The 22,202-nt window shown below is 68.3% G+C and carries 14 protein-coding genes and 5 pseudogenes; 6 read left to right on the top strand and 13 right to left on the bottom strand.

From position 1 onward, the window contains the following. Positions 1–48 precede the first annotated feature (48 nt). A complete protein-coding gene (locus tag ACYVLT_RS08665; protein WP_461119608.1) occupies positions 49–2,142 on the top strand; it encodes a tetratricopeptide repeat protein in 2,094 nt (697 codons plus the stop codon). 917 nt (positions 2,143–3,059) lie between these two features. Next, positions 3,060–3,218, top strand: a pseudogene (locus ACYVLT_RS08660) (integrase core domain-containing protein); the annotation flags it as partial. A gap of 42 nt (positions 3,219–3,260) precedes the next feature. Here the strand turns inward: ACYVLT_RS08660 and ACYVLT_RS08655 are convergent. The 10 genes and pseudogenes from ACYVLT_RS08655 to ACYVLT_RS08610 all read right to left on the bottom strand — a co-directional run bounded on the left by ACYVLT_RS08655 (position 3,261) and on the right by ACYVLT_RS08610 (position 10,564). Then, positions 3,261–4,043 carry an FHA domain-containing protein gene (locus ACYVLT_RS08655; RefSeq protein WP_461119607.1) on the bottom strand — a complete coding sequence of 261 codons (783 nt, stop codon included), beginning with the start codon at positions 4,041–4,043 and terminating at the stop codon, positions 3,261–3,263. 287 nt (positions 4,044–4,330) lie between these two features. After that, positions 4,331–6,124 carry a serine/threonine-protein kinase gene (locus ACYVLT_RS08650; RefSeq protein ID WP_461119606.1) on the bottom strand — a complete coding sequence of 598 codons (1,794 nt, stop codon included), beginning with the start codon at positions 6,122–6,124 and terminating at the stop codon, positions 4,331–4,333. Positions 6,125–6,304: 180 nt separating this feature from the next. Next, complete coding sequence (locus ACYVLT_RS08645) at positions 6,305–6,490, bottom strand: hypothetical protein (protein WP_461119629.1); 186 nt, start codon at positions 6,488–6,490, stop codon at positions 6,305–6,307. A gap of 145 nt (positions 6,491–6,635) precedes the next feature. Continuing rightward, positions 6,636–6,833, bottom strand: a pseudogene (locus ACYVLT_RS08640) (winged helix-turn-helix domain-containing protein); the annotation flags it as partial. After that, positions 6,788–6,919, bottom strand: a pseudogene (locus ACYVLT_RS08635) (helix-turn-helix domain-containing protein); the annotation flags it as partial. The pseudogenes ACYVLT_RS08640 and ACYVLT_RS08635, both read right to left, overlap by 46 nt. Before the next feature lie 375 nt (positions 6,920–7,294). After that, entirely contained in the window at positions 7,295–8,041 is a 747-nt protein-coding gene (locus ACYVLT_RS08630) for an integrase core domain-containing protein (protein WP_461119605.1), read from the bottom strand. Between the two features lie 505 nt (positions 8,042–8,546). After that, positions 8,547–9,013, bottom strand: a pseudogene (locus ACYVLT_RS08625) (GNAT family N-acetyltransferase). Continuing rightward, positions 9,014–9,412, bottom strand: a complete 399-nt coding sequence (locus ACYVLT_RS08620; RefSeq protein ID WP_461119628.1) for a hypothetical protein — start codon at positions 9,410–9,412, stop codon at positions 9,014–9,016. It lies immediately after the preceding pseudogene. A gap of 55 nt (positions 9,413–9,467) precedes the next feature. Next, positions 9,468–10,181, bottom strand: a pseudogene (locus ACYVLT_RS08615) (aminotransferase class IV); the annotation flags it as partial. Positions 10,182–10,243: 62 nt separating this feature from the next. Beyond that, positions 10,244–10,564 (bottom strand): integrase core domain-containing protein, encoded by a 321-nt coding sequence (locus ACYVLT_RS08610; RefSeq protein ID WP_461119604.1) that lies wholly within the window; start codon positions 10,562–10,564, stop codon positions 10,244–10,246. Here ACYVLT_RS08610 and ACYVLT_RS08605 point away from each other — a divergent pair. Then, complete coding sequence (locus tag ACYVLT_RS08605) at positions 10,457–10,828, top strand: hypothetical protein (RefSeq protein ID WP_461119627.1); 372 nt, start codon at positions 10,457–10,459, stop codon at positions 10,826–10,828. The two genes, ACYVLT_RS08610 and ACYVLT_RS08605, sit on opposite strands and share 108 nt — an antisense overlap. Positions 10,829–11,230: 402 nt before the next feature. Further along, positions 11,231–11,752 carry a hypothetical protein gene (locus ACYVLT_RS08600; RefSeq protein WP_461119603.1) on the top strand — a complete coding sequence of 174 codons (522 nt, stop codon included), beginning with the start codon at positions 11,231–11,233 and terminating at the stop codon, positions 11,750–11,752. Positions 11,753–12,052: 300 nt separating this feature from the next. Here ACYVLT_RS08600 and ACYVLT_RS08595 read toward each other — a convergent pair whose 3' ends face one another. After that, positions 12,053–12,214: a hypothetical protein gene (locus ACYVLT_RS08595; RefSeq protein WP_461119602.1), complete on the bottom strand. Its 162-nt coding sequence runs from the start codon at positions 12,212–12,214 to the stop codon at positions 12,053–12,055. Positions 12,215–12,267: 53 nt separating this feature from the next. Beyond that, entirely contained in the window at positions 12,268–13,575 is a 1,308-nt protein-coding gene (locus tag ACYVLT_RS08590) for an NB-ARC domain-containing protein (RefSeq protein ID WP_461119601.1), read from the bottom strand. 1,034 nt (positions 13,576–14,609) lie between these two features. Here ACYVLT_RS08590 and ACYVLT_RS08585 point away from each other — a divergent pair. Further along, positions 14,610–17,678 carry an SEL1-like repeat protein gene (locus ACYVLT_RS08585; RefSeq protein WP_461119600.1) on the top strand — a complete coding sequence of 1,023 codons (3,069 nt, stop codon included), beginning with the start codon at positions 14,610–14,612 and terminating at the stop codon, positions 17,676–17,678. 80 nt (positions 17,679–17,758) lie between these two features. On the opposite strand, the gene ACYVLT_RS08580 is transcribed toward ACYVLT_RS08585, so the two are convergent. Next, on the bottom strand, positions 17,759–18,007 hold the full coding sequence (locus tag ACYVLT_RS08580; protein WP_461119624.1) for an integrase core domain-containing protein: 249 nt from the start codon (positions 18,005–18,007) through the stop codon (positions 17,759–17,761). Between the two features lie 1,294 nt (positions 18,008–19,301). Here ACYVLT_RS08580 and ACYVLT_RS08575 point away from each other — a divergent pair. Next, a complete protein-coding gene (locus ACYVLT_RS08575) occupies positions 19,302–22,187 on the top strand; it encodes an ATP-binding protein (protein ID WP_461119599.1) in 2,886 nt (961 codons plus the stop codon). The last annotated feature ends 15 nt before the right edge of the window (positions 22,188–22,202 follow it).

The following is a 22,202-nucleotide window of genomic DNA, read 5'->3' as shown; positions in this document are numbered from 1 at the left end:
GCTCTTCGGACGATCGTGCCCGCGGTCGGACGGGTCGACAATCGAGTCATGACTCCTGGACACGACGTGCACAACAGCCTCACCGGTGATACGACGTTCGCAGTGCAAGCTGGCGCCATCCACGGTGACGTGCACATCACGACGCACGCTTCCGCCAGGGCCGTACCCCGTCAGCTTCCAGCCGAAGGTGGCACGCTGACCGGCCGCGAGGATCTGCTGGCCCGGCTGACCGCGCTGCCGTCCAACGGACTCGTCGTCCTGTCCGGCATGGGTGGTGTCGGCAAGACGGCGCTCGTGCTGCACTGGGCGAACAGTGTGATCGACAAGTTCCCCGACGGGCAGCTCTACGTCGACCTGCACGGTTTCGGGGGAGGCGAGCCGTTGCGCCCGCAGGACGCGTTGGCGGCCTTCCTGCGAGCGCTCGGGTACGCACGACCGGAAGAGCTGACCACGGTCGAAGAACGTGCCGCGCACTTCCGGACGTTGATGAGCGGGCGTCGGGCACTTGTCGTGCTGGACAACGCGCTGTCCGCAGACCACGTCCGGCCACTGCTACCGGGTCCCGCCGGGGGTGTGGTGATCGTGATCAGCCGTCATCAGCTCAGCGGACTCGTGGTTCAGCACGCGGCCACCGCGCTCCGGGTCGAGCCACTCGCCGAAGACGCCGGCATGACGCTCCTTCGCACGGAGATCGGTGACCGAGCCCATCACCCCGCCGCCGGCACGTTGGTGCGGTTGTGCGCCGGACTGCCGCTGGCGTTGCGCATCGTGTCCGAGCGGATCAGCCGCTTCCCATTCGCCGATCTCGACGGCGTCGTGGCCGACCTCACCGATGAACACGCGCGTCTCGACGTGCTCGACACCCACGACGACGACGCCCGTTCCACGGTGCGGACCGTGTTCTCCTGGTCCGTTCGATCACTGCCGGCTCCCGAGGCCAGGATGTTCCGATTACTCGGCTTGCACCCTGGTTCGGAGTTCAGCGCGAATGCTGCGGCCGCGCTTCTCGACGTCCCGCACCTCGCCGCCACCACGCTGTTGCGGTCGTTGGCGCGCAGGCACCTCGTCCTCGACCTGGGGTCCGATCGCTTCGGCCTGCACGACCTGCTGCGCATCTACGCGCGGGAGACGTGCGATCGGGTCGAGGCGGATGAGGACCGACGAGCCGCGGTCGCGCGGTTGTTCGACCACTACCTGCACATGGCGGACCGGGCCGGGCGGATCGTCATGCCACACCGGCTCCGATTCCCTCTCGGCGGACGAGCGGTAGCCCTTCTCGACCTCCAGGGTCGCCAGGACGCGCTGCGGTGGCTGGACCTCGAACGTCAGAACCTCGAAGCGATGTGCGCCGTCGACGACCCGGCGCTGGACGAGCGGCGCTGGCAACTCGCCTACACGTTGCGGGACTACTACTTCCTGACCAAAGCACTCGACGGCTGGCTGAGCACCCATCGGCATGCGCTCCTGGCGTGCATTCGCGCGAACGACCCACTGGCCGAAGCGCGCACCCGTAACAACCTCGGCATGGCGCTGGTCGAGATGAACGAACTGGACGAAGCGGCGAAGCACTACCGGCGAGCGCTGGAGCTGTTCGAAGAACTCGGTGACGGACATGGGAGGAGCAACGCGCTCGCCAACGAGGCGGCAGTGCTTCGCCGGCGTGGTGAATTCACGGCGGCATTGCACAACCAGAAACTCGCGCTCGACGGGTACCGCAGCAGTGGCGCACAACGGAACGTCGGGATCACGTTGCGCAGCATGGCCCTCGTGGAAACGGAATTGGGCCACTTCGGCGACGCCGTCGAGCACATCGAGGAGGCTGTCGACATCGCGATTGGACTCGGCTCGGAACTGGATGCGGCTGAAGGGTTCAGCAGGCTCGGTCGGATCCGGCACCGCGCAGGTGACCAATTCCTAGCGGAGATCGCGTTCCGTCAGGCCGCTCTGCGCGCGAGGTCTTGCGGCAGCAAGCACGAGGAGGCACGCGCACTTCAAGAACTCGGTGTGCTCGCCGCGTCGGCCGGTGATCTCGACGAAGCGAGGCGCCGGTGGATCGCCGCACTGGAGTTGTACCGCGCATCGGGGTCTGCCGACGGGAGCACCGTGGCGGAAGCACTCGCGCGATTGCCTGCCAGTCAGTAGCTCGGCTGCTGCTCGCCGGCCGTCCGAACCAGAATCCGAATAACGGCGTCCGATGAATCGCCATTTGTGCAAACCTGTGCTTGCCGAAAATAACGGCCGTGCAGGTCAGGGGCGTGGTGGACTCGTTGAGGATGCCGCCCAATCGTTGCCGTCGGCAGATGTCGAGGTGGGCGACGACTGCTTGGTCCGTGGCTGGTGGCAGTGGGTGTAGTGGCTGCGCGTTGGCGATGCCTTGATGGGTCGGCGGGTGTTGTAGAACTTCTCGTACTCGCGCAGGGCGTGGAGCAGGTGCCGTCGGTTCCAGGCCAGTGTGCGTCGAGTAGCTCCCGTCGGTAGGTCGGGATCCGGCGTTCCATGATCGTGTTCATCGACGGGGTCCGGACACCGTGAGGATGACCTGGATGCCCGCGTTGGCGAGGACAGCGTCGAACAGGGTGGGAAATTTCCGTCCCGGTCGCGGCTCAGGAACCGGGCGGTCGGCGGTCCATAGATTGTCCGGGAGGGTGGGAGCGGACGTTGGGAGCAGAATGGGAGCCGTCGGACGCATTCAACCGTGTTGAACCGCGTTCAACGGCTTCCAATGGCGTGCTTTTTTCTGGGGTAATTCTGTTTCTGCTGGTAGAAGCTTTGTTCTGGCTTCATACCGCACCGAAGAGGTCAGGGGTGCGATTGACCGTTGTATGGGTCGGTTGGGCGACTTGTGCGACGTCTTGCCGGGTCAATCGGCTGTCATCGCGTAATGGTCCGCTTCCTCATGACCTGGTCTGGTGCCGTGGCGGGCGGGTGCACGGTGATCGAACAGCAGTCGGGGATTGATGCCCAGTGCGGCGATCGCTGTGTGATCGGCTCAGTCGAACCGCAGACGAGGGGTAGTCCGGCGCGGCACGGCGACCCCGTGCCGCAGCACTAGCAACTCCATGTCCTCGGTCGTCGATGACCGATCCAATGCCCACGCCGAACGGTTCGTCGGCACCGTCCGACGCGAAGTCACCGACCGACTGCTCATCATCAATAGACGCCACCTGCGGACGGTGCTGGACCGCTACGCGGCCCACTACAACCACCGCCGACCCCACCGAGCGCTCCAGCTCCGTGATATCGATCCGTCCCGTCCTCGTTCACGGTTCCGGATGTTCCAGCCATTCCAGGTCCATCGGCACCAGGGTCGTGGAGAGCACGAGTTCCCGGATGAGGTTCACCGTCAGCGTCAGGCCGACCGGTTCGCCGACCTCCTCGCGCTTGAGCCCGTGCACGCCCGCGTCGGACAGGCGCTGCCGGACCCGGGACACGATGTGCTCGACGCGCTTCGCCGTCCAGTGGGAACCCGGTTGGCGTTCGGCGAGTTCGGCGGCAGCCTGGTGACGAGGGAGGGGCAGTGGCTGCGGGTCGTAGGTGAGGAAGCGCTGACCCAGCACAGCCAGCACGAGGTGCTCCTCCGCGGTGAGGCGCCAGCGCTTCGGCGGCACCGTGGGGGATTGGGGCCGGGGGCGGGTGACCCGGGTCTCGTCGTCGCTGACGTGCAGTTCCAACAGGTGCTCTCGGGTGCGGGTGCCGCGCAGGAACAGAGCAGTGTAGCCGGGCACCAGGAGCAGCCGTCCGCTGTCGCGGTGCAGCAGAACGCTGTTGGACAGCCGGATCGGGGAGCGGCCGGTGTTGGTCAGCCACCAGTGGTCCAGGTCGCGGGTGAGCAGGCCTTGGACCCGGCTGATGCGCACGTCGTCCTCACCGACGCAGACGTCCACCTCCAACCGGTTGCGTCCGAAGCTCAGCCGCCTTCCGGGGGTGGGCGCCGCCGTGACACCCCCGGTGACGGTGAGCGCGCTCAAGGTGCCGGGAGGGGTTTCGGCCAAACCGAGCCGGAGGCTGCGTTGCCGGTGTGGGTCGAGCTGCCCGATGGGCATGGTCACCTCTTTCGCAGGCGCGGATGTCGTAACCGACGGGCGAAGGCGCACCAGCCCCTACCCGTGTAGCCCGGTGGTGACCTGATCACCACCCGGTCGGCGCAGAGGAGCCGGGTGCCCGTTCCGGAAGCCCCCAACCGGGCTGCCGGAACGGGCACGGTGGTCATCACCGGCGCCGCGCCGGGCCCACCCCCCTACTGGTCGCCCTCCCCCTCGCCGGCGCGGCAGCGGTCCCGGCGATGACCTACCGCCCTTTCTAGCGCCCCCGGTCGGGGACGGGTCCCCGCTCACGGCAGCCGCCGCACGAGCGCTTCCGCCAACGAGCGGGCCGGGCCGCAGAGCCCGGCCGCGTCGACCGCGCTCGTGTCCTCCACGGTCACCACGGCGATCTCCTCGCGGTGGGGTTCGGTGCCGCGCAGCACCGGCTGCTCGGGGGTGTAGAACTTGTGCACCACCTGGACACCGCACTTGGGCGGGACGCCCGGCACGACGCCCACGACAGCGTTGCGGTCGCCAACGAGGACCCGCTCCCCCGGCACCTCCTCGTCCAGCTCGATCGGCCACTCCCGGCTGAACCGCACGACGACGGTGCGCCGGTCCTTCTGCCAGGTGCAGCCCCACCCGCCGAACTCCGTGTCGGCGCGCCTGACTCGTCCGAGCACCTCGTCGACCTCCGCCATGTCGAGCAGACCGCAGGCATCGACGCGGGCCAGTGACCACGGCGCGAACGGCCGTGTCCGCTTGGGCAGGGGCCCGTTGGCGAGCATCGACTGGACGTCGGAGAGCACTGATCCGGAGACGGCGCACAGCGGTGCGCCCCGCAGGCCGTTAAGCGGGCGCGTGGTGATGACGACGCGGTTGAGGTCGGCCAGCGAGATGCTCCGCTCGCAGGCGTCGTCACCGGACTGCGAGCGTTCGACCTCGCCCATCTTCCCGGAGACCGGGACTCGTGACGGGTAGCGCAGCGGCCCGGTCAGCGCCAGCGTCGTCTGGACCTGACCGCTGCCGTCCGCGAGCTCGGTCGTGACCACGCAGCTGCCGAAGTTGAGCACTTCGGGGTCGATGAAGGGCCGACCGAACGGGGAGAGCGAGTCCGTCGAGATCGCGGCGCACGGGTCCGCGGCAGCCGGGTCGTCGCCGAGCGTGCCCGGCCCGTGCGCCGTGGTGGCGGGGGGCGAGGGCTGGGTGATGACGAAGGCCGCGACCAGCGCGGTCACGGCGATCGGCGCGCCGGCGAGGACCAGCCCGCGCCGGCCGCGGCGGGACAATCGCCGCCGGAACCGGCCGACGGGCGTGGAGAGGTCGCCGCCGAGGAGGTCGCCCGCTTCGGCCGCAGTGGGCCGGTCGCCCGGGTGGTGCTCCATCAGTGCCCGCAGGACCGGGGCGAGTTCCCCCGCGAGCCGCATCGGCTCCGGCCGGCCGCCGACCGCGCGGCGCATCTGCACGAAGGGGCCGTCCTCGCCCGACCCCCACGGGGACCGGCCTTCCACGGCGGCGTAAAGGGTGGCGCCCAGGGAGAACACGTCCGCCGCCGCTCCGGCTTCACCGCCGGCGGCGACCTCGGGCGCGACGTACCCGAGCGTGCCGGCGAACTGGGCACCACCGGTTCGGGTGACCTCGGTCCAGCGGGCGATGCCCAGATCCGTCAGCTTCGCCATGTCGTCCGCGGTCACCAGCACGTTCCCCGGTTTGAGGTCGCGGTGCACGATGCCGCGGGCGTGCATGGCCGCGAGCGCGGCGGCCAGCTGCGCGCCGATCCGCCGGATCCGCTCCCGCGGCAGCGGGCCCTCGTCCTCGATGATCTGCTCCAGGCTCCGCGCGGCCAGGTACTCGGTCACCAGCCAGCGCGTGTCCCGGTCGTCCACGACGGTGTCGAACACCGTGACGACGTTCGGGTGCAGCAGCCCGGCCCCGATCCGCGCCTCCCGCCGGATCTGCCCGGTGTCGCCGCCCAGCGACTGCTTGAGGGACACCGGGCGACCCAGTTCCAGGTCCAGGGCGCGCCACACGACCCCCATGCCTCCCTCGCCGAGCTGCTCCTCCAGCTGATAACGGCCCGCCACCACTCGATCATCGGCCATTGCCGAAGTCTACGAACCAACTCGCGGCCACAGGGCACAACGCCCGGGACGGGCAACGACCGGCCCGTTGTTGTGACCCTCCACTCGTGAGTTATGGAGGCGTAAGTTCTCGGTTGCCTACATGGTGGCGTAGCGAACTTGGGGTGCGCGGGAGTAGCCGCGGACGATGTGCGGTTGGCGTTAGCAGCGGCGTAGGAAGCGACGGGTCTCGTGGGCGAGGCGGTCGACGTTGTGGGCGCGGGAGGCGTTGACGTTGCGTTTGAGGTCGGCGTTGAGTAACCCGTCGGGGTCGGGTTCGGGGCTGTAGCCGGGCATCAGGTGCAGCTCGATCCGGTCGGCGTTGTCCTGCAGCCGTTTCCCGGTCACCCTCACCACCGGCGTGCGCCCTTTCGGCGCCCAGGACCGGCCGGGCGGCGCGGCATCCGAGCACAACCCGCACTGGTCGACCCGCGCGACGGCCGCACCCTCGGCGTTCGCGTGCCTCGCTCTCCGGATACTCCTCGTCCAGCCAGGCCCGCACCGCGGCGGGCTGCTGCTCGTAGGCGCGGCGCGCCGGACTCTGCGGGGTAAAGCCGTGGCGGCGCAGCCACAGGCCACGCCCTGCTCGGTCATGTCGACCCCGACGACCAGCCGGATCAGCTCGGCCGGGCCCGGATGTCCCCTGCGAGTAGCCAAGCCTTCGCGACCCTCCCGCCGGTATGCACGCCACCAAGTGCCCGCCGAGCGCTCCGAGACCCCGAACACCTCCGCGGCCTGCCGATAGCCCTCGACCCGACCGGCCCCCAACGCCGCCACCACCCGCAACCGCAACACCTCACGCTCCGCAGGCGACAACCGGTGCGCACCCCCGACCTCGATCACGAGTGATCAACCAACAGGAAGACGATCACTTTCGACTCACTAGATCTTTCGGCGTCTCTAGTCGTCGCCGGACCAACCCGACGGCGGCTACCCACGACCCTCAAGCGCTACGAGCGGTCGAACTCGGGGATCAGGCCGCCGGTCAGCCGGATGCTGGTCATCCATCGTCGATCACACCCGACGACGCCGTGTACGCGTTGCGCACCGCGCCCGTCCCCCACCGACGTCTTCAACCATCGAGGCGGCGGTGCGAAATACGTCGGGACCAGTCCCCGAGGTTGTGCTTACCGAAAATGTCGTCCGTGCAGGTCAGGCGGCGTGGTGGTATTCGTTGAGGATGCCGCCCAGTCGTTGCCGTCGGCGGACGTCGAGTCGGGTGACCGCTGCTTGATCGGCGGTCGGCTGTGGCAGCGGTTGTAGCGGTCGGGCGTTGGCGATGCCTTGGTGGGGTCGGTGAGTGTTGTAGAACTGCTCGTACTGGCGTAGCGCGTGGAGTAGGTGCCGCTGGTTCCAGATGAGGGTGCGGTCGAGGAGTTCGTGGCGGCAGCTGCTGATCCAGCGTTCCATGATCGCGTTCGTGCGCGGGATGCGGACTCCGCTGAGGACGACCCTGATACCCGCGTCGGCGAGGACGGTGTCGAACAGGGCGGGGAACTTGCCGTCGTGGTCGCGGATCAGGAACCGCGCGTGTCGGCCCTCGTCTTCGAGGTCCATCACGAGGTTCCTGGCAGCTTGGGTGACCCAGGAGGCGGTCGGGTGCGCGGTGGCGCCCAGGACGCGGATCCGGCGGTTGGCGTGCTCGATGACCGCGAGCACATACAGGTGGGCTCCGCTCAACGTGCGGGTCTCGAAGAAGTCGCAGGCCAGTAGCGCTTCGGCCTGTGAGCGGAGGAAGACCGACCAGGTCGTCGTGGTGCGCTCGGGTACCGGGTCGACCCCGGCGTCCCGGAGGATCTGCCACACCGTGGAGGCGGCGACCTTGATGCCGAGGACGAGGAGTTCTCCATGGATGCGGCGGTAGCCCCAGGTCGGATTCTCTCGTGCCAGGCGCAGCACCAGGAGTCGGATGGAGCGGATGGTCCTTGGGCGTCCGGGCCGCTTGGGGCGAAATCTGGCTGCGTGGCGGTGGGCGAGGAGGTCTCGGTGCCACCGCAGAATCGTCTCCGGGGTACCAGTAGTCGGAGTCGACGAAGCGCTTGTACCGGGAGTCGGTGCAGCAGTGCCACGAGAAATGCCCGGTCGGCGGGGGACAGCCGTGGGCGGGCGTCTCCGAGTTGGCGTTCCAGGACCATGACCTGGTGGCGCAGCGCCAGGATCTCCGTGTCCTTGTCCCGGTCGCTCATGGGCAGCAGGCACAGGAAGGCGAACGCGTTGGTCACACCGAGGTAGGCCAGTCGGAGCAGCACAGTCGGTCATCATGCCGCGTCAGCCGAGGGCGCTGCGGACCTGCAGCCGCACTCACGAGCACCTCGGCCCCTCACGCTACGCACGGCTTCAACCTGCATGGATGGAGTTATCGGCAGGCACAGCGCCGCTGCCGGTGCGCCACCCCCTCGACAGTTCAAAGGTCGAGCTTGAAACCCGCATGCGTCGCCCGGAAGCCGAGCTTCTCGTAGAAGCGGTGCGCGTCGGTGCGCTTCAGGTCGGATGTCAGCTGCACCAGCTGCGCGCCCAACCTGCGGGACTCCTCGATCGCCCACTCGAACAGCTGGGTGCCAAGGCCCGTGCCGCGTTCGCCGCCCGCAGGCGGACGCCCTCGATCTGGGCGCGCGTCGTGCCCTTGCGGGACAGGCCCCGAACCAGGGTGAGCTGAAGGGTGCCGATCACCTCACCACCGCGCACCACGACGACGAGGTTCTGGTTCGGATCGGCGTCGATGGCGGCGAACGCGCGCCGGTACGGCGCCAGGTCGTCCGGGGACTCGCGAGTCGCGCCGAGGACGTCGTCGGCCAGCATCGCGACGATCGCGGGCAGGTCGTCGGCGACGGCACGCCGGAACTCAATATCACTCACGTTCGAAATCTCCATTCACACCGCGGCGTCGAGGCCTCCGGGACCGGCCAAAGGTACCGATACGGTCAGCGTGCACGCGGCGACCGCCTCGAACGCGCGGCGCACCGCGGTCCGCGGGTCCGGGCCATCGGCGCGGGCCCATAGTAGGCGGGAACCCGAGTCGCGCAGTTCGCCGACCTTCTCGCCGTCCGGGCCCTCCTGCTCGAAGCGGACGTCAGGGAGGTCGGGGAAGTCGATCCGCGCCAGCGTGCCGGCGCACGGCGCGACGCCGAACCAGATCGTCTGCGGGGCGACGTCCGCCGAGGCCAGGTGTTCCCGCACCGAGGTGAGCACCGGCTCGCCGAACGTTTGGCGGACCACCGGGAGCGCGCCGGAGATGGCGGCGTCGAACGCCGCGCGCAGCGCCCCGAGCACCGGGTCCTGGCTTACCCTCGCCCACCGGCATCCCGTCCAGAGTGCTCACCGCGACGACCTCCATCGCGGTTCCCGCCAGCAGCACCTCGTCCGCCGTCCGGAGCTCCGCCGGCGCGAGCGGGCGCTGCGCGGTGCCGATACCCAGATCCGCCGCGAGGTGCAGCAACGCGTCTCTGGTGATGCCGGGCAGGATGCCCTCCTCGACCGGCGGCGTCACCAGCACACCGTCGACGAGCGCGAATACGTTCGCTGCCGACGCCTCCGCTACCCGACCCGCCAGGTTCAGCAGGATCGCCTCGTGGTCACCGCCGCGCACCGCCTCCAGCCGCGCCAGCGACGGGTTCAGGTAACCACCTGTGGACTTCACGTTCGGTGGCAGCTGCGCCGGACCGCTGCGCACCCAGCCGCTGGTGCGCACCCGGATGCCCTCGTCGCCACCGGGCAGGTAGCCCGGCTACGACCAGTAACCGATGGCCACCCGCACTTGGTCCAGCTGCGCCGCGACGGACATCGCACCCGGCCTCAGGAACGCCAGCGGCCGCAGGTAGCCGGAGTCGAGCCCGGAGCGGGCTACCAGGTCCGCACACGCCGCGACGAGTTCCCCCTCGTCGAACGGCACCCGCATCCCCAGCGCGCGGGCGGACGTCACGAGTCGGCGCAGGTGCTCGCGGAGCCGGAAGACCAGCGGGCCGCGCAGGTCGGGGTTCGCCGACGCGTAGAACCGGACGCCCTCGTACGCGCCCCACCCGTAGTGCGTGGTCGGGTTCATCAGGTGCACCACGGCATCGGCGCCGTCGACGACCGTGCCGTCGATCCACACCGGGCCCTCTGTCACGTCCACTCGACCGCCACGGAACCGCACTCGGCGGCGAGCCGGGCTCGCTCACCCCTGTCCTGCAATGAAAGCACCGTGCGCAGCGGCCCGTCCGGCAGCGCGAACACGCCGTGCCTCGCCTCGAACGCGCACCCGCGCGTCCGTTTGGCGGCTTGGTGTGGTCTGCGGTGGTTGTAGTGGGTCGCGTAGCGGTCCAGCACGGTCCGTAGGTGGTGTTGGTTGAGGATGAGCAGTCGGTCGGTGGCTTCGCGTCTTACGGTTCCGACGAACCGTTCGGCGTGGGCGTTGGCTCGCGGACACCGTGGCGGCGTCTTCACGACTTGGATGCCTGCGCCGGAGAAACCCGCGTCGAACGAGGTGGTGAACTGGTCGGCTCGGTCGCGGGTGAGGACCGGAAGTCGTTCGCCCGGTCGCGGAGGTCCATCAAGAGGTTGCGGGTTTGCGGCGGCGTTGACCCGCAGCGCCGCGTAGTCAGGGCGGTTGATCGGTCGTCAACCCTGTCGTACCCAAGGCACCACCGCACCGAACACCTCCTGCTACCTGGCGGCCTGATCAACGAGTACGAACCGGTCGCCACCTGAACGCGCCTCAGACCACGTGGCCGACTCCTCATTCCTGGCCGACTCGCTTGACGACCAGGAGTTCGGCTCGTTCGAGCAGCAAGCGTTGACGGCGGATGTGGCTGTTGTGCGGTTCGTGGTCCGAGTCGATGGCCGGGCTGAGCCCGAGCTGCTGAGGCGACCGTCCCGATGATCACCACGCGGGTTGACGAGGCAGTCGGCTGGTGAACCACCGAGGCGATCAACCCGTTTTGTGACCGCATCGCCAACGTGCTGACGTCGGCCGACCCAACACGTCTACCCGAACCACGCACACGAAGCCGGCGTCCCACGACGCCCTGAACGGCAGTGTGGGCGACCGCCTGGGTCCGTTAGGAACGAGGTGGGTCAGGTTCCACCCAAACGGAGAAGGCGGTGTCACGAGTGCGTTCATGGGCAACGTTCTTGGCGGTGGTGACGCTCGCCGCGAGCGGCTTGGTCGGCATGGCCGGATCCTCTCGTGCCGACATCGAGCAGCAGAACTGCACCGGCACATGGTCGGTGAACTACGACCCGCCCATCACCAACACCCCGACCACCACCAACGTCAAGGTCACCGGCTACTTCTTCACCTGCACGAACCTCCTGGCGCCCAGCGGCGCGTACGAGCAGACTTTCACCGACACCGTGTCGTGCACGCAGCTGCTGGTCTCGGGAGCTACGTCCCGCACCTACAGGTGGAGCAACCCGGCGGTCGAACCGAGCACCTTCTCCTACAACTGGACCGTCACCCGCACGGGCGGCCAGACCGTGATCACCAACTCGGGTCTGATCGCCAGTGGCACGTTTGCCTCGGCAAGTGCCCAACAGGTCACCACACTCGTCACACCCGACAGCCTCCAGTGCGCGGGCACAGGCGTGTCCAGCCTCACCGGCCTCTCCACACTGGTCGTCCTCGGCCTCTGAGGACCGACGATTCGCGGACGAGTCGTTGTCGAGACGGTGCCCGGCTCCTGCGACCCTGTGCTTGCCGGAAATATCGTCCGTGCAGGTCAGGCGGCGTGGTGGTACTCGTTGAGGATGCCGCCCAGTCGTTGCCGTCGGCGGATGTCGAGTCGGGTGATCGCTACTTGATCGGTGACGGCTGGTGGAAGGGTGCGTAGTGGTCGTGCGTTGCCGATGCCTTGGTGAGGTCGGTGGGTGTTGTAGAACTTCTCGTACTCGTGCAGGGCATGGAGCAGGTGCTGTTGGTTTCAGATGAGGGGTTCAGTCGAGGAGTTCTCGGCGGCAGCTGCGGATCCAGCGTTGCATGATCGCGTTCCTCGGGATGCGGACGCCGCTGAGACCGACTTTGACGCCCGCGTCGGCGCGGATGTGGTCGAACAGGGCGGCGTACTTCCCGTCGCGGTCGCGAATCAGGAACCTCACGTGTCGGCCTCGTCTTCGAGGTCCATGACAAGGTTTCTGACGGCTTGGGCGACTCAGGATGTGGTCGGGTGCGCGGTGGCGCCGAGGACGCGGATCCGGCGGCTGGCGTGCTCGATCACCGCGAGCACGTACAGGCGGGTGCCGCTCAACGTGGAGGCCTCGAAGAAGTCGCAGGCCAGTAGCGCCTCGGCCTGCGAGCGGAGGAAGGCCGGCCAGGTCGTCGTGGTGCGCTGGGCCGTCGGATCGATTCCGGCGTCCTTAGGGATCTGCCAGACGGTGGACGCGGCGACTTTGATGCCGAAGACGAGGAGTTCGCGTGGATGCGGCGGTAACCCCAGGTGGGGTTTTCCCGCGCCAGGCGCAGCACCAGGAGTCGGATCGAGCGGATGGTCCGTGGTCGGCCGGGACTCTTGGGGCGGGATCTGGCTGCGTGGCGGTGGGCGAGGAGGTCTCGGTGCCACCGGAGCACCGTCTCCGGGCGCACCAGCAGTCGGAGTCGACGAAGCGCTTGCATCGGGAGTCGGTGCAGCAGTGTCGCGAAAAAGGCCCGGTCGGCCGGGGTCGGCGGCCAGCAGCGCCGCGGCGATGCGAATGGCCAAGGGCAGGCCGCCGCAGAGGTGCGCAAGTTGATGAGCGGCGCTTAGGTCGTCATGAATTCGGTTGTCATCGGGATGAGCCGCCGCCAGGTCCCGCTGGAGTAGCTCCACCGCATACTCGACGGACATCACGTCAACGTCGAACAGCCGCGCTCCACGCAGATCTGCCAGGCTATCGCGGCTGGTGACCAGCACTCGGTGCCCGCCCGAGCCAGGCAGCAGTGGGCGGACCTGCTCTGCGCTGGAGGCGTTGTCGAGCACGATCAGCATGCACCGGCCGGTGGCATGGCGGTCAGCGAGCAGAGAGCGCCACAGCCGTTCGCGATCACCTTGGTCGGGCGGAATGTGTTCGCTGGGCGTGCCAAGGGCGCCGAGCAGGCTGGCCAGGGCGGCTGCTGGCTGCACGCATCGTTCGGGTGTGTCGTAGCCGCGGAGGTCCACCATCACCACGCCGCCCGGGAACCATCCGGCGGTGGTTGCGTCGAGGGCTGCCCGGAGGGCGAGAGCGGTCTTGCCTACCCCAGCCAGGCCGGCCACGGCGGAGACGACCACGGGCGCGCCAATCGTGTCAGCCGCGGCCGGGTCGAGGGAACTGGCCAGTTGGGCCAGCTCAATATCGCGACCGACGAAGACTGGTTGTGCTGGCAGCCCCGACACAGCGACAGGGAATGCGGCCGGCAGGGACACAGAGACGTCTCTTCCTTGGACCACGTTCCCGATCACGGTGCCGCTGATCTCGTTGCGCATGCCTGGCTGCTTGAACATGCAGCCCAGTGTGACAACCCCATCGGCCTGCAGGGGCCGATCCGCTGCAACGTCGCATCGCTGTCCCGATCGTCGCGATCTCGTTCGTGTGGTTTTGCCCTGGTGAGCCGGCGCGCGTGGGACACGTGTCAGCATGCGGGTCGGAGAACTCGGTTGTTGAGCTGGTTCTCCAGCCTGTCTGATCCGTCTCATGGCTTCACCCAGATGCCAGTCTCGTCGTGGCTCGTTGGGCTCTCCGCAGTAGTTGTTGATCACGGATGTGCGCAGGGTTTTGCTCCACGTTGTATACCACCTTCCTCAAGGCTGCGTTGTCCGGCATCTTCCAAGCTCTCGCCAAATGGTTGCTCAATCTCTTCGCCTGAAAGCTGTCCGCCGACAGGTAGTCGTTACATCTCGGTGGCCCACAACTCTGATAGCGATCGACCAAGCCAATATATCGAGCGCTGTTCGAATGAGGAGCTTCGGCATCCGCTGATCAGCACGAGCGGACATCTTCAGCCTCACGGGTGGACGATCCTGCTCCTACGGCTGATTAGGTGCGATCACCGCAGCTCAGCGCCTCAGTGCAGAATTCTGGAACCTCACAGGATCGCTCCAGTATCCTGAACTCCAGTAGTCCAACTCCGCCAAACGGGGTGAGGATCAATGTGAACTCACCGGGTGGATCGCGGCGGCCTGGGTCGTCGACCTGCCGGATTTACGCAGCCTCACCAACGTCGAGATCGACTGGTCTACTGTGGACGCTACCCTTATCTTGCCCTATCGCAATGGCCGCACCGAAGACGTCAACACCCGCGCCCAAAGAATCATGAGACAGATGCACGGTCGCGCCAGCTTTGCTCTCTCCGCAACCGTATCCTCCTCCCTATACGTGACCCGGAGTCACCACCGGCTATGGGCCAGAGCCACTCATTTGACAGACCCGGCCGCCCGGGGTGACACATCTCGGTTCGCGGGTGATGAGCAGCTGGCGGGCCATAGGGTCACGTGGTCGATGGTGGTGCCGGTGACCGGGAGGTGTGATGGGTGGGGTCGTGAGCAGGGTGCGACGGCCTGGACTGCTGTCGTTATGGCTGGTGCTGGCCGCGCTGGGGGCGAGTGCGTGGTGGTGGCTGCCGCAACTGCGACAGATGCTGGACGGATACTTGGGGCTGGACTGGAACGAGCGCGACCCGCGGGCCAGCGTCGCAGGTGCGGCGATCAGCGCGATCTCGTTGATGGTGACAGTGCTGTTCGGCGTGGTGTCGGCTTGGCAGAACCGCCGTTCCCACACCGACACGTCGACTACATCTGTGGCGAGCATTCCTCCCGATCCGCGGGGATTGCCGCAGATGAAGGCGCTGGCAGCGGGGCAGGCCCGAGTGCACGAGGCCATTCCGTTGCCGACCGGCCGCGTCGTATCCCGACGCCGATGGGGGGCACCGCCTCGGGCACCCGATACGACACTGGACCCTGATTTGCCGCTGTTCGTGAAGCGCGACCTGTCGATCGAGGTCACCGAATGGATGAGGCAGGCGCGCACGAAGGGCGGGTTTTTGCTGTTGGTGGGCACCTCCAGCGTGGGCAAGACGAGGCTGCTATTCGACACCGCCCGCCAGGAGCTGGGTGAGTTCCGGGTCCTGGTGCCGGACCTGGGCGACGGCGGTGCAGTCAATGCCCTGACTGGCACTGAGCTGCCTAGGCCGGTGGTGGTGTGGCTGGACGAACTGCAACGCTTCCTAGCAGGCCCCTACTTCGTCCCCGACGCCACCGCCGGGCACGTGCCCGTCACCGCCGCCGCGCTGCGCCGCCTGCTCGACGGCGACACACCAGTAATCGTGCTGGCCACCCTGTGGCCGGACTACCTCGACCAGCTCCGCGCCACCGACACCGACCAAGCGGGCGTGACCCGGCACCGCCATCCCGGCGCCGCGGACGTACTGGCCCTACGGCCGAGACGACTGCGGGTGGACACGTTCACCGCAGAGGAGAAACGGCGTGCGCGCGAACTGGGAACACACGACCCTCGACTGGCCTTCGCCGCAGCAGACGACGCGGAATTCAACGTCACCGAGACTCTCGCCGGCGCCCCGCGCATCATGCAGCGCTACCGCGAAGCCCCCGAAAGCCGACAGATCGTAGTCCACGCCGCGGTCGACGCCCGCCGCCTGGGTATCCAAGGCCCTCTGACCCGGGAGCTGCTGCGCCAGGCCGCCCGCGGCTACCTCACCGGCATCCACCCCGACGACACCTGGTTCGACCACGCCCTCGATGAACTCCAACGCCACGACCGCCGCGACGACGCCGCCACCGCACCACTACTCGCCATCCCTACCGCAGACCACCGCGGCATCCTCGGCTACACCGTCACCGACTACCTGCTCCAGAAGCTACTTCGTGAGCGACGCAGCGCACTGCTCACCGACACCACCTGGAACGCACTCATCCGCCACACTCACGACTCCGACGACCGCCGCCGCCTTTCCTATAAGGCCGAGAACCGGATGCAATACCGTCACGCCCAACGCCTCCACCGCACTCTCGTCGACGCTGGCGACGCTTACGCCGTCCACCGGTTGGCCGAGTTGCTGGTCAAGCAGGGCAAGGTCGACGAGTTCACGGCCCTTGTGCCCCGCCTCGTCGACGCTGGCGACATCTACGCCGTCTACCGGTTGACGGAGTTGCTGGTCGAGCAGGGCAAGGTCGACGAGGTCACGGCCCTTGTGCGTTCCCTCGTCGACGCTGGCGACGCTTACGCCGTCTACCGGTTGACGGAGTTGCTGGTCGAGCAGGGCAAGGTCGACGAGGTCATGACCCTTGTGCCCCGCCTCGTCGACGCTGGCGACATCTACGCCGTCTACCGGTTGACGGAGTTGCTGATCAAGCAAGGCAGGCTCGACGAGGCCAGAGCGCTGTTGCGCACTCTCGTCAACGTTGACGGCTACGTCAATCGTGGCCTGAACGATCTGCTGGCCAAGCTGGGATGGGTGGAGGAATTGCGCACCCGCGCGAACGCTGGCCATCGCCATGCCGCTGGCCGGTTGGTCGATGTACTGGTTGAGCAGGGTGATGTCAACGGTGCCATGGCGTTATTGCGTGCACACGCCGACGTCGACGGCCACTACGCCGCGCGCAGGTTGGCGGGGCTGCTGATCAAGCAGCGCAATGTCGACGACGCGATGGCGTTGTTGCGTGCACACGCCGACGCGGGCGACAGCCGTTCCGCTCATCAGTTGGTCGATGTGCTGGTCGAGCAAGGGCTGATGGGGGAACTGCGTACCCGCGCGGATGCGGGCGACGGCCATGCCGCGCGCAGGTTGGCGGGGCTGCTGATCAAGCAGCGCAATGTCGACGACGCGATGGCGTTGTTGCGTGCACACGCCGACGCGGGCGACAGTCGTTCCGCGCGCAGGTTGGCGGGGCTGCTGATCAAGCAGCGCAATGTCGACGACGCGATGGCGTTGTTGCGTGCACACGCCGACGCGGGCGACAGCCGTTCCGCCGACCAGTTGGCCGACCTGCTGGTCAACTGGGAATGGGTGGAGGAACTGCGTGCCCGCGCGGATGCGGGCGAGGGTCGTTCCGCGCGCAGGTTGGCGGGGCTGCTGATCAAGCAGCGCAATGTCGACGACGCGATGGCGTTGTTGCGTGCACACGCCGACGCGGGCGACAGCCGTTCCGCCGACCAGTTGGCCGACCTGCTGGTCAACTGGGAATGGGTGGAGGAACTGCGTGCCCGCGCAGATGCCGGAGACCACACAGCCGCCCGCCGGTTGGCCGACCTGCTGGTCAACTGGGGATGGGTGGAGGAACTGCGTGCCCGCGCAGATGCCGGAGACCGCACAGCCGCCAGCCGGTTGGTTGAGCTGCTGGCCGAGCAGGGGCGGGTGGAGGAACTGCGCACCCGTTCCGACGCAGGCGACGCCGTCGCCGGGGGCAGGCTCGCTCGTCTGTTAGCCGGAGGGAGCGAGTGGCAGATGCTTTGGAAGGAGGTGCACGCTGGCACCGTCCACGCTCGGGAAATGCTGCTTCAGCGCCTACGTGATTCGGGCCGAAAGGACGAAGCTGAGCGGCTGCGCGTGTGGGGTGTGACATCCGATGGATCTCCGGCGGATCCGTGGTGATCAGCTATGAACCGTCTGCGCGTCCTGTGCTTGCCGAAATCCGTCCCGTGCAGGTCAGGTGGCGTGGTGGTACTCGTTGATCAGGCCGCCGAGGACTGGTCGCGACGTATCGAGGTGCAGTTCGGCTCTGCCGTCGGGTGGTCGGGTCGTGGTGGGCTGAGTTGTCGGGCTTGGTGTGGTCTGCGGTGGTTGTAGTGGTTCGCGTAGCGCTGCAGCACGGCCCTCAGGTGGTGTTCGTTAAGGATGAGCAGGCGGTCGGTGGCTTCGTGTCTGACGGTGCCGACGAACCTTTCGGCGTGGGCGTTAGCTCGCGGACAATTTGTTGGGATCTTCGCGACCTGGATGCCTTCACTAGAGAGGACGGCATCGAACGAGGCAGTGGACTGGCCGTGGGTGTTGAAAGTCGGCGCAGAGACTTTACCTGCGCTGACGTTGAAACCTTGTGTTGTTGAGCGCGTGATTGTGCTCGCCTGGGGTCGTACTGGCGGTCGGTGGTGGGAGCATCGGGTGGCAGGTCGGAAGTTTCATCGACCATGTGGGAGCGGACTGTGGGAGCAGATTGGGAGCCGCCTGACGCGTTCAACGGTGTTGAACCGCATTCAACGGCTCCTAATGGTCGCGTTTTTCCTGCGCGGATTCCATCTTTGCTGGTAAAGGCGTTATGTCGGCTTCATTCACACCGAAGAGGTCACTGGTTCGATCCCAGTATCGCCCACAGTACGTTTGTGCAGGTCACCGGCACGCAGACGGATCACCGTCTGCGTGCCGGTGATCGTTCTGGGGAGCATTTTGGGAGCAGACCTCCTTGAGGGCCATCGCATTTGTAGTCGGATTCGTCTGTCTTCGGTCATAAAACTGCTGGTCGCGCGTCTATGGCCTTGATCGACATCCCGAGTGTCGTGGTGACCTGTTCGTACCGCACCGAAGAGGGCGCGGGGTGCGGTTGATTGCCGTTCGGTCTGTTCAGGGCTTGTGCGATGTCCCGCCGAGGTCGGTCGGGTGTTCGACGCGTGCTGGCCCACTTCCTTGTGGCCGGGTGCCGGTGCCTCGCACCGGACCTGCTTGGTTGGGACTTCGCCGCCGGCGCCCAGAATCGGGACAGTGAAAGGGAAGCGCGGCTCGCCGCCTTCGGCTGGCCGCATCGCTGCACCACCCGCCGCCACTCCCACCTCGGACAGAAGTCCCCGATCGACTACGAGAACACCCTCACCCCGACACCGACTACGCTGACCCACGCCGCATAACCCCGTGTCCAACATCCGGGGTAAGGCCCCCAACAACCACTTCGACATCTCACTGGCGATCGGACACCGTTGCGGATCCGGGACGGCGGCATCACCGTCCCGACCGCACCCGGGCCCGGTGTCGAACTCGACCGGGTTGCCTCGCCGCCGCGCACGAGCTGTACCTGGAACACGGGGCTCGGCGCCCGGGACGACGCCGCCGCCGTGCGCCAACTGGTCCCCGGATAGCGGTTCGCCCCAAACGCCCCAGCCTGGTCCGCTGATCGAAGCCGTACCGGCATCCGGGTCCATCGCCCTGGTCGGCGCCGTCACCGTGCGGGCACGCTCGTTTAAGCTCGGCACCCGGTGACGTCGGTCGGTGCGCCTTGGAGGTGTGGTGATGCGACGGGATGGCGGTTCGGAGACGGGGCGCGGCAGTTGGTTCCGGACCAGCTCACCGATCCTCATCGGGCGCGGCGAGCAGTTGGCCGCGTTGCGTGAGGTCGTCGTGCGCCATCCCGCAGTCGTCCTGCTCGAAGGCGAGGCGGGGGTGGGCAAGAGCAGGTTGGTGTCCGAGCTGCTCGCCGGGGACCTGGGTGCGGTGTTGCCGTTGGTCGGTTACTGCCGGCAGGTCGGCGAGCCGTTCTCCTACGGTGCGCTGTTGGAGGCGTTGCGGGGTGCGGGGCGGGTACTGGCCCGGCAGCGGGAGTTGAATCCGGTGATCGGCGCGTTGGCTCCGCTGTTGCCCGAGATCGCCGCCGAGCTGCCCGCCCCGTTGCCGCCGGTCGGCGATCCCCGGGCCGAGCGGCACCGGCTGTTCCGGGCGGTGCGGGAACTCCTCGGCGCGATCGGTCCGGTGTTGCTCGTGGTCGAGGACCTGCACTGGGCCGATGACGGCACGCGGCAACTGCTGCGCTTCCTGGCAGGTGGGCCGCCGGCCAACCTCAGCATGGTCCTGACCTACCGGCGGGAGGACCTGTCCGGCGGCAGCCCGTTGGGCGCGGAGTTCCGGTCCGCCGCCGGCGGCCTGGTCGCGGTGCTGGAGATCGAGCCGCTGGACGTGGACGGTGTGCGCGGGCTGACCGAGGCGATCCTCGGCGCGGAGAAGGTGTCGGCGGAGTTCGCGGCCCGGCTGCACGAGCGGACCGCGGGCATCCCGTTCGTCGTCGAGGAGATGTTGCGCGCCCTGCGTGACCCCGAAGGCGCCGTGCACGCGGGCAGCGTGCGGGCCGAACGGCTGCTCGACGCGGTCGGGGTTCCGGTGCTGCTGCGTGACGCGATGGCCGATCGCCTGGCCACCCTGCCCGCCGCCACGGTCCGCCTGGTCGAGGCGGCCGCGGTGCTCGGCGCGCCCGCGCCCGCCGAGTTGCTCGCCGAGGTCGGTGGTGTCCCGGTGGAGCGGGTGCGGGCGGCGCTCGCGCACGCCGTGGACGGGCACGTCCTGCACGAGGTGGACGGGTTGAGGTACGGGTTCCGTCACATGCTGGCCCGTCAGGCCGTTTACGACACGATCAGCGCTCCGGAGCGCGCCGGTCTGCACGACCGTGCCGTCGACGTGCTGGAGCACGTCGAACCGAGGCCGTTGGTCCAGTTGGCCGGGCACAGCGAGCGGGCCGGCCGGACGGTTGACTGGTTGACCCACGGTGAGGCGGCGGCGGACCGGGCGATCGACTCCGGTGACGCGGCGACCGCGACCACGCTGCTGCAGCGGTTGCTCGCCGTGCCGGTGCTGCCCGCCGACGTGGTCGACCGGTTGGCGATCAAGCTCGGGCGCATCGCCAACACCGGGCTGGACCAGCGGGATCCGACAGAGACGCTGGAGCGCCTGCTGGCCGACCCGCGCCTGGCCACGTCGGTACGCGGCGAAGTGCGCCTGTACCGAGCGTCGCTGCTGGTCCGCCAGATCGGCCATGTCCGGGAGGGGCGGGCCGAGCTCGAACGCGCGATCGACGAGTTCGCGGACAGGCCCGATCTCGTCGCCCGCGCCGCCGCCGTGCTGTCCATGCCGTACCTCGGCACAGCTCCGCCGGAGGACCTGGAGAGGTGGCGGCGACTCGCTGCGACCCACTTGGCGACCGCGACGGGCGAGTTGCGCATCTCCCTGCTGGCCAACGAGTTGGCGTACCGCTCGCACCGGGGGTACCTCACGGGGCTGGACGAGGTGCCCGAGCGCGCGGACACGCTCGGTGGTCAGCAGCACCTGGCTCGGCTGCGGTGCAACGTCGCCGACGCGTGCGTGTGGCTCGGCCACCTCGACCTGGGTGCTAGTTTCCTGCACGACGGACTGCGCCTCGCGACCGACAGCGGCGCGTCGTACGTGGTCAGCAACGGTCGGACCACCGAGGCGCGACTCGACTGGATCACCGGTCGGTGGGAAGGTCTGGCGGAGCGGGCGAGCGGGTTGATCGAGGAGTACCGCGACGTGACCGCCATGACCGGCGAGTTGGAGCTGGTGCTCGGCTGGCTCGCCGCGGCCCGCGGGGACTGGGCGGTGGCGGGTGAGCACTTCGGGAGGACCGGCGCTCACGACCCGTGCGACGCGATCGCGCCGGTGGCGATCAGCGGGACCGCGGGCATGGCTTCGATCCTGCTGCAACGGGGAGCGGTGGTCGACGCGGCGGCGGAGGTCGATCGAGGACTGGCCGCCGTGCGGCGGACGGCCGGCCGGTCCTGGGCCGGCTTGCTGGCGCCGGTCGCGATCGTCGCCTACTCGGCCGCCGGACGGATCGCGGAAGCCGAACGGCTGGTGGACGAGGTCGCCGAAGGCATCGCCGACCGCGACGCGCCCGCCGTGCTCGCCGCGCTCGCGCAGTGCCGGGGCGCGCTGGCCGAGGCGCGGGGCGAACTGCCCGAGGCCGTCGGGCACTTCAGGGAGGCCGTCGCACGCTACGAGGCGATGCCTGCGCCGTACTTCGCCGCCATCGCCAGGGAACGTGAGGCGACGGTCCTGGTGCCGTCCGATCCGGAGAAGGCGGTCGAGCTGCTCACGGACCTGGTGAAGACCTTCGACGCGCTCGGTGCGTCGCAGGACGCCGCCCGCTGCCGCCACGCCCTGCACGCCCTCGGCAGCGCGAGACCGGCTCGGCGGGGACGGCGGGGGTACGGCAACGACCTCTCACCCAGGGAGGTCGAGGTCGCACGCATGGTCGCGGACGGGCGGACCAACCGCGAGATCGCCGAGAAGCTGTTCCTGTCGTCGCGGACGGTCGAGCAGCACGTGGCCCGGCTGTTCCGCAAGCTGGGGATCAAGTCGCGCGCCCACTTGCGCGCCGACCGCCTCGGTTGAGTTCTCATCGGGAGC

The organism is Saccharothrix stipae (genome assembly GCF_054781895.1).
The sequence above is the reverse complement of the archived record's forward strand: the minus strand, read 5'-3'. Positions and strand labels throughout refer to the sequence as shown.

What these genes read in the sequence shown, in the direction of transcription:
- ACYVLT_RS08590 (WP_461119601.1), bottom strand. Translation starts at nt 13,575, where the DNA reads ATGTTCAAGCAGCCAGGCATGCGCAACGAGATCAGCGGCACCGTGATC.
- ACYVLT_RS08575 (WP_461119599.1), top strand. Translation starts at nt 19,302, where the DNA reads ATGCGACGGGATGGCGGTTCGGAGACGGGGCGCGGCAGTTGGTTCCGG.
- ACYVLT_RS08665 (WP_461119608.1), top strand. Translation starts at nt 49, where the DNA reads ATGACTCCTGGACACGACGTGCACAACAGCCTCACCGGTGATACGACG.
- ACYVLT_RS08655 (WP_461119607.1), bottom strand. Translation starts at nt 4,043, where the DNA reads ATGCCCATCGGGCAGCTCGACCCACACCGGCAACGCAGCCTCCGGCTC.
- ACYVLT_RS08650 (WP_461119606.1), bottom strand. Translation starts at nt 6,124, where the DNA reads ATGGCCGATGATCGAGTGGTGGCGGGCCGTTATCAGCTGGAGGAGCAG.